The sequence below is a fragment of the Streptomyces sp. NPDC017890 genome (assembly GCF_044328675.1).
Lineage (GTDB): Bacteria > Actinomycetota > Actinomycetes > Streptomycetales > Streptomycetaceae > Streptomyces.
Window position 1 is genome coordinate 1 of record NZ_JBIRHU010000078.1, and the last position, 4,068, is coordinate 4,068.

Below are 4,068 nucleotides of genomic sequence, written 5' to 3' on the forward strand. Positions count from 1 at the left end.
GTAGGTGAATTGGACGTCTCCGGACTGCAGGCGGACCCCCGATTCGTAGGAGACGTTCCGCTTGGCTTTGAAGGTCTGTGCGATCTCCATGAGCGTTGCGGCGTCCGGTGACAGGATCGAGCGGCGTCCGTCGGAGAGGTGCTGCGCGAAGGTCGACTGTGTGACCAGTTTGTTGTCGAGGGATTTCCACAGCAGCCATTCGGGGCTTCGCTGCATGGCGAGGCTGACGCGGTGGTCCTTCCAGTCGTCGAAGTTGAGGATCGCGGTGACGTTGAACTGGTCGACGTCGGCGAAGATGACGGCCTGTTCTGGTGTGGACCACCGTCGGGTCTGTGCTGCGACGAGTTGGATGAACGATTCGGTGTCGGTGACCGTGGTTGTTCCTCGTTGACGGCGCGGTGCCGGGAGGTACTGCTCGAACGAGTTGGTGACCACCCTTTCACCGCCGTAGCCTTCGGCGATCGTGAAGGTGTGAATGTCGATCGGGTCCGGGGTGACGGCGTGGCCTCGGTCGACGGACTGCTTTGCCAGGTTGGCGACTACTTCGTTCTCTCTAGTATCGCGCTCTGCATTAGACATCTTGGTCAGGCTTCTTTCTTCTCGGTAGGGTCGGGTACTGCGGCCATTCGGTTCTCGTTCGCTTCCCACATCGCCAGCTGGTGCGGATCCTGGCGCGTCGGGTTGCCTTCCTTGTCGACGAAGAACAGCGTTTCGGCGCGCTCGGCCTGCGGGAGCTTCGCGGTGACATTGGTCGAGAACCGGAGCATGTCGGTCTTGTTGTCGGGTGTGATCTTGATCGAGAGATTCAGCGCGCCTCCCTTGCCGGTACTGCGCGCCGCTGCGATCAGTTCATGGAGGCGGTCGGTGAGCTCGTTGTGAACTCTGCCTTTGTCGAGTTCTTGCAGTGTCGCTGCAAATGCGCGCGCAACCTGCTCGTCGGTGGTGTCACTCATCGGTGGTGCTCTTTCCTGTCGGCGATGTATGCCCGCGCGGCTGCGAGGGCGTCGGCCTTGCTGTCTGCGATGAAGATGTCGTTGGCGGTGGCCCGGTCCAATTTGAGGAGTTGGCGGGCCAGGTCGTAGATCCCGATGTCTTCGTCGTGGTACGTGGCCCATGTTTTGAAACCGGTCCCGTTGATGGCGGCGCCGGCGAAAATGCAGAGCCATCCGGCGATGCCGCCGACTGTTCCGTCGTGCCAGTGGTATTCGGTGTGCTTGTCGGGGTTCTCTTGCAGGTAGAGAACCGTCGCTTCGAGTAGCTGCAGGGGATTGCGCAACGGTTGGGCCTTTCGGGGATGTGCCGGTAGGCGGTCAGAACGGTGGTTCGTCGCTGCTCGCGCCGCTGTATCCGTTGCTGGTGCCGCTGCCGTAGGTTCCCTGCCCTCCCCCGTCGCTTTTGGCGGTACGGGTCGCTTTGGCGGTGGCGTTCTTGAGGTTCGGTCCGATCGCGTAGATGGCGAGTGTGACCGAGAAGCCTTGGCCGGTGCCGTCGCGTTTGTCGTAGGTGTCGGTGTCGAGTTCGCCGGAGACGATCACTTCGTCGCCTTTGCTCAGCGATTCGGCAATGTTCTCGGCGAACTGTTCCCAAGCGGTGCCTTTGACGAACAGTGTCGGTCCGTCTTTCCATTCCTGGGTGGCTCGGTCCTTGATTCTCTTGTTGAACGCGAGGTCGAGGTTGACGACGGCTTTGCCGCCGCCGGTGAATCGGATCTCGGGATCACGTGTGAGGCGGGCGGTTTCGCCTCGGATGACGGGTAGTGCCATGGTCAGTCTGCTTTCTTCTTGTTGTGCCATTCGGTGACGTGCCGGGCGACGAGTTTCAGTGTCGGGTCGCGCACCCAGCGTTTGGCTTCGTCGAGGGTGCACGGGACGATGAGGCCGTCGGGCCAGCGGAGTCCGTATTCGATGGTCGGTTCTGGCGCTGATTGGCCGAGTGGTGCTGTCGCGATGGTCTTTTCGAGTTGGTCGGCGAAGTTCGCGTACTGCGTCGCTTCGCGGGTTCGGCCGCGGTGGTAGAGCTTGCGGGCGGTGACCTTCCAGTGCTCTGCGAGTGCCTGGAACTCGGCGAGAGCGTCGCGGGCGGGCATGCTCAGCTCATTCCTCTCGTTGGTTTGCCGTCGATGTCGGTCAGTGGGCTGGTTCGAGCTGTTTGGTTTCCAGGGCTGCGACGACGGCGGGGATCAGGTTGGTTGCGGCCGATTTCAGGTCGGCGGGCAGGTCTGGCCAGTCCGGGTCGCCGGGCTCGCGGTCGAGGTCGTAGGCCTGCCGGATCAGGTGTTCGGCATGTTCCTCGAGGGTCATCGGACCCACCCTCGCTGGTTGGCGAGGACGTCGGCGATGGCGCGGGCTTCGTCGGGGGTGAGTCGTGTGCCGGTGGCGAAGCGGGCGCAGACGCGCAGGTCGTAGGCCAGGTCCGTGATCATTTCCTCGTGCTGGGCGACGGTGGGGCCGCAGACGTGGACGGCGTTCGGGGTGCGGCCGGGCGTTTCGGTCATCGGGGCACGCTCGCGGTGAGTGCGATGAGGAGGCCGAAGATGCCGGCGATGCCGACAGCGAGGGCGGCGGTGAGCGGGAGTGCGCTGCCGAGATCCATGAGTGATGCGGCGGTGAGTGCGGCGCCGATGGTCGCGGTGGCGGTCGCGGCGGTGAGTTTGGCGTTCATGCGCTGGCCTGTTCTGTGGTGGCTTCCCAGAGGATGTAGCCGAGGGTGGATTTTCCTGCCCTGCGGATGCGCCCCTGTTTGTGTGCGAGTCGGACTAGTGAGTTGGTGGCGTATTTGCTGTCGCCTTCGGGGAGCGATTCACAGGTGAACGGCTGCCGTGCGGCGATGAGTCGGTCGATGGTGCGTTGTACGTGGAGGTTCCGGCCAAGAAGCGGTGGTTGGTAGTTCGCTGTCCGGAGGTGTTTGCGAAGGGTCTCCCGGTCGAGTCCGAGCCGTTCGGCGATGACGTCTTCGGGGTGGCCTGTGGTGTGGAGCCAGTGGTAGTTGTCGGCCACGATGTGGGGGTCGTGGCCGACGTTCCCTGGTGGGGCTTTGGGTGCGGGGACGAGGTCGTCGAAGCTGATGTCGGCTTCTACCTCGAAGGTGGTGCTCATAGCTGGACGAGGGCTGCGTCGCGTTCGTCTTCGGCGCGGTCGATGTATTCGCGGAAGAGGAGCAGCGCTGCTTCGTTGTCGGGGCAGTGAAACAGTCGGTCGGCTTCCCAAGCGGTGAGTCCGAGTAGCTTTCGGGCTGTGTAGGCGAGCGCACCGGTCAGGATGGATGCGGTGGTGATTCCGTGTCCGGCGAGGTGGCAAGCGGTTCCGGCGATGCATCGGACGGTCCCGCATGGCGTGGTCTTCGTCCACTGCCCTTGGTTGTGTTCGTCGGGGTGATCGATGAGGTACTGGTAGACCTCTTCGGCGAATTCGATGTTGAGGGTGCAGGTTTCGGGACTCATGACAGGTGCCCGTTGATCCAGAGGTGCCAGCGGCAGATTTCGATGGACAGTCCGGCTTCCCGGTTGAACTCGGGGTCGTCGGTGATTGCCTGAATGCGCTCGGGCAGTTCGTCGAGAGTGCCGCTGTCGTCGCGATCGGTGTGGTCGGTGCCGGTGTGCCAATCGGCGATCCATGCGTGTGGCTCGGTGAGGTTGAGCCAGGACGTGTCGGCGGTGATGGTGATGGCGACGCCGCGCTGGTTGGTGTCGATGCCGAGTTCGGTGAGCGCGGCTCGTTCGTTGTCGGTGAGGTGGACGTTGCGGACGAGTGCGGTGGTCACAGTTTCAGCTCCTTGCCTGCGGCGATCATGCTGCGCCGTGCTTCGGCGTGGATCATGGCGCGCTGGTCGGCTTTGAACGACTGCAACGGCGTTTCGCGGTGGATGCGGTTCGCGAGGGTTTCGACAGCGATGGGTTCGCGGTTGTCGGTGGGCCGGAATGTGTGCCGGGCTCTGCGGTTTTTGGGGGTGTTCATTGTGGGTGTCCTCTCGGATTGTTCGCCCTGCCAGGGGCATTGCCATTCTATCCGGTTTCTGTGTGTTGTGTTGGATAGTAGACGACCGGATGTCGCGATGGATAGTAGACACCTG

12 protein-coding genes are annotated in these 4,068 nt (G+C 63.0%); all 12 read right to left on the minus strand.

Going from position 1 to position 4,068, the window contains the following annotated elements; all coding sequences use genetic code 11:
- On the minus strand, positions 1 to 579 hold a 579-nt coding region (locus tag ACH4F2_RS35165; RefSeq protein WP_398136744.1), incomplete at its 3' end, for a DUF2303 family protein.
- A 5-nt stretch (positions 580 to 584) separates the two neighbouring features.
- Complete coding sequence (locus ACH4F2_RS35170) at positions 585 to 953, minus strand: hypothetical protein (RefSeq protein WP_021343820.1); 369 nt, start codon at positions 951 to 953, stop codon at positions 585 to 587.
- Positions 950 to 1,276: a hypothetical protein gene (locus ACH4F2_RS35175; RefSeq protein WP_234551492.1), complete on the minus strand. Its 327-nt coding sequence runs from the start codon at positions 1,274 to 1,276 to the stop codon at positions 950 to 952. The genes ACH4F2_RS35170 and ACH4F2_RS35175 overlap by 4 nt, the downstream gene beginning before the upstream one ends.
- Positions 1,277 to 1,310: 34 nt before the next feature.
- Positions 1,311 to 1,763 carry a single-stranded DNA-binding protein gene (gene ssb / locus ACH4F2_RS35180; protein ID WP_351645515.1) on the minus strand — a complete coding sequence of 151 codons (453 nt, stop codon included), beginning with the start codon at positions 1,761 to 1,763 and terminating at the stop codon, positions 1,311 to 1,313.
- 2 nt (positions 1,764 to 1,765) lie between these two features.
- Entirely contained in the window at positions 1,766 to 2,086 is a 321-nt protein-coding gene (locus ACH4F2_RS35185; RefSeq protein WP_116102957.1) for a hypothetical protein, read from the minus strand.
- A gap of 40 nt (positions 2,087 to 2,126) precedes the next feature.
- A complete protein-coding gene (locus tag ACH4F2_RS35190; protein WP_351645519.1) occupies positions 2,127 to 2,300 on the minus strand; it encodes a hypothetical protein in 174 nt (57 codons plus the stop codon).
- Positions 2,297 to 2,494, minus strand: coding sequence for a hypothetical protein (locus tag ACH4F2_RS35195; protein WP_351645522.1), 198 nt, complete (start codon positions 2,492 to 2,494; stop codon positions 2,297 to 2,299). Before ACH4F2_RS35195 ends, ACH4F2_RS35190 begins: the two co-directional genes overlap by 4 nt.
- On the minus strand, positions 2,491 to 2,661 hold the full coding sequence (locus ACH4F2_RS35200; RefSeq protein ID WP_351645525.1) for a hypothetical protein: 171 nt from the start codon (positions 2,659 to 2,661) through the stop codon (positions 2,491 to 2,493). Before ACH4F2_RS35200 ends, ACH4F2_RS35195 begins: the two co-directional genes overlap by 4 nt.
- Positions 2,658 to 3,095, minus strand: coding sequence for a hypothetical protein (locus tag ACH4F2_RS35205; RefSeq protein WP_351645528.1), 438 nt, complete (start codon positions 3,093 to 3,095; stop codon positions 2,658 to 2,660). The genes ACH4F2_RS35200 and ACH4F2_RS35205 overlap by 4 nt, the downstream gene beginning before the upstream one ends.
- Positions 3,092 to 3,439, minus strand: coding sequence for a hypothetical protein (locus ACH4F2_RS35210; RefSeq protein WP_353798917.1), 348 nt, complete (start codon positions 3,437 to 3,439; stop codon positions 3,092 to 3,094). The genes ACH4F2_RS35205 and ACH4F2_RS35210 overlap by 4 nt, the downstream gene beginning before the upstream one ends.
- Positions 3,436 to 3,759 carry a hypothetical protein gene (locus ACH4F2_RS35215; RefSeq protein ID WP_351646441.1) on the minus strand — a complete coding sequence of 108 codons (324 nt, stop codon included), beginning with the start codon at positions 3,757 to 3,759 and terminating at the stop codon, positions 3,436 to 3,438. The genes ACH4F2_RS35210 and ACH4F2_RS35215 overlap by 4 nt, the downstream gene beginning before the upstream one ends.
- Positions 3,756 to 3,953 (minus strand): hypothetical protein, encoded by a 198-nt coding sequence (locus ACH4F2_RS35220; protein WP_021343829.1) that lies wholly within the window; start codon positions 3,951 to 3,953, stop codon positions 3,756 to 3,758. The genes ACH4F2_RS35215 and ACH4F2_RS35220 overlap by 4 nt, the downstream gene beginning before the upstream one ends.
- Positions 3,954 to 4,068 lie beyond the last annotated feature (115 nt).

Coding starts and splice junctions, on each gene's coding strand:
- ACH4F2_RS35185 (WP_116102957.1), bottom strand. CDS start 2,086: ATGCCCGCCCGCGACGCTCTCGCCGAGTTCCAGGCACTCGCAGAGCAC.
- ACH4F2_RS35170 (WP_021343820.1), bottom strand. CDS start 953: ATGAGTGACACCACCGACGAGCAGGTTGCGCGCGCATTTGCAGCGACA.
- ACH4F2_RS35220 (WP_021343829.1), bottom strand. CDS start 3,953: ATGAACACCCCCAAAAACCGCAGAGCCCGGCACACATTCCGGCCCACC.
- ACH4F2_RS35210 (WP_353798917.1), bottom strand. CDS start 3,439: ATGAGTCCCGAAACCTGCACCCTCAACATCGAATTCGCCGAAGAGGTC.
- ACH4F2_RS35195 (WP_351645522.1), bottom strand. CDS start 2,494: ATGACCGAAACGCCCGGCCGCACCCCGAACGCCGTCCACGTCTGCGGC.
- ACH4F2_RS35205 (WP_351645528.1), bottom strand. CDS start 3,095: ATGAGCACCACCTTCGAGGTAGAAGCCGACATCAGCTTCGACGACCTC.
- ACH4F2_RS35200 (WP_351645525.1), bottom strand. CDS start 2,661: ATGAACGCCAAACTCACCGCCGCGACCGCCACCGCGACCATCGGCGCC.
- ACH4F2_RS35190 (WP_351645519.1), bottom strand. CDS start 2,300: ATGACCCTCGAGGAACATGCCGAACACCTGATCCGGCAGGCCTACGAC.
- ssb (WP_351645515.1), bottom strand. CDS start 1,763: ATGGCACTACCCGTCATCCGAGGCGAAACCGCCCGCCTCACACGTGAT.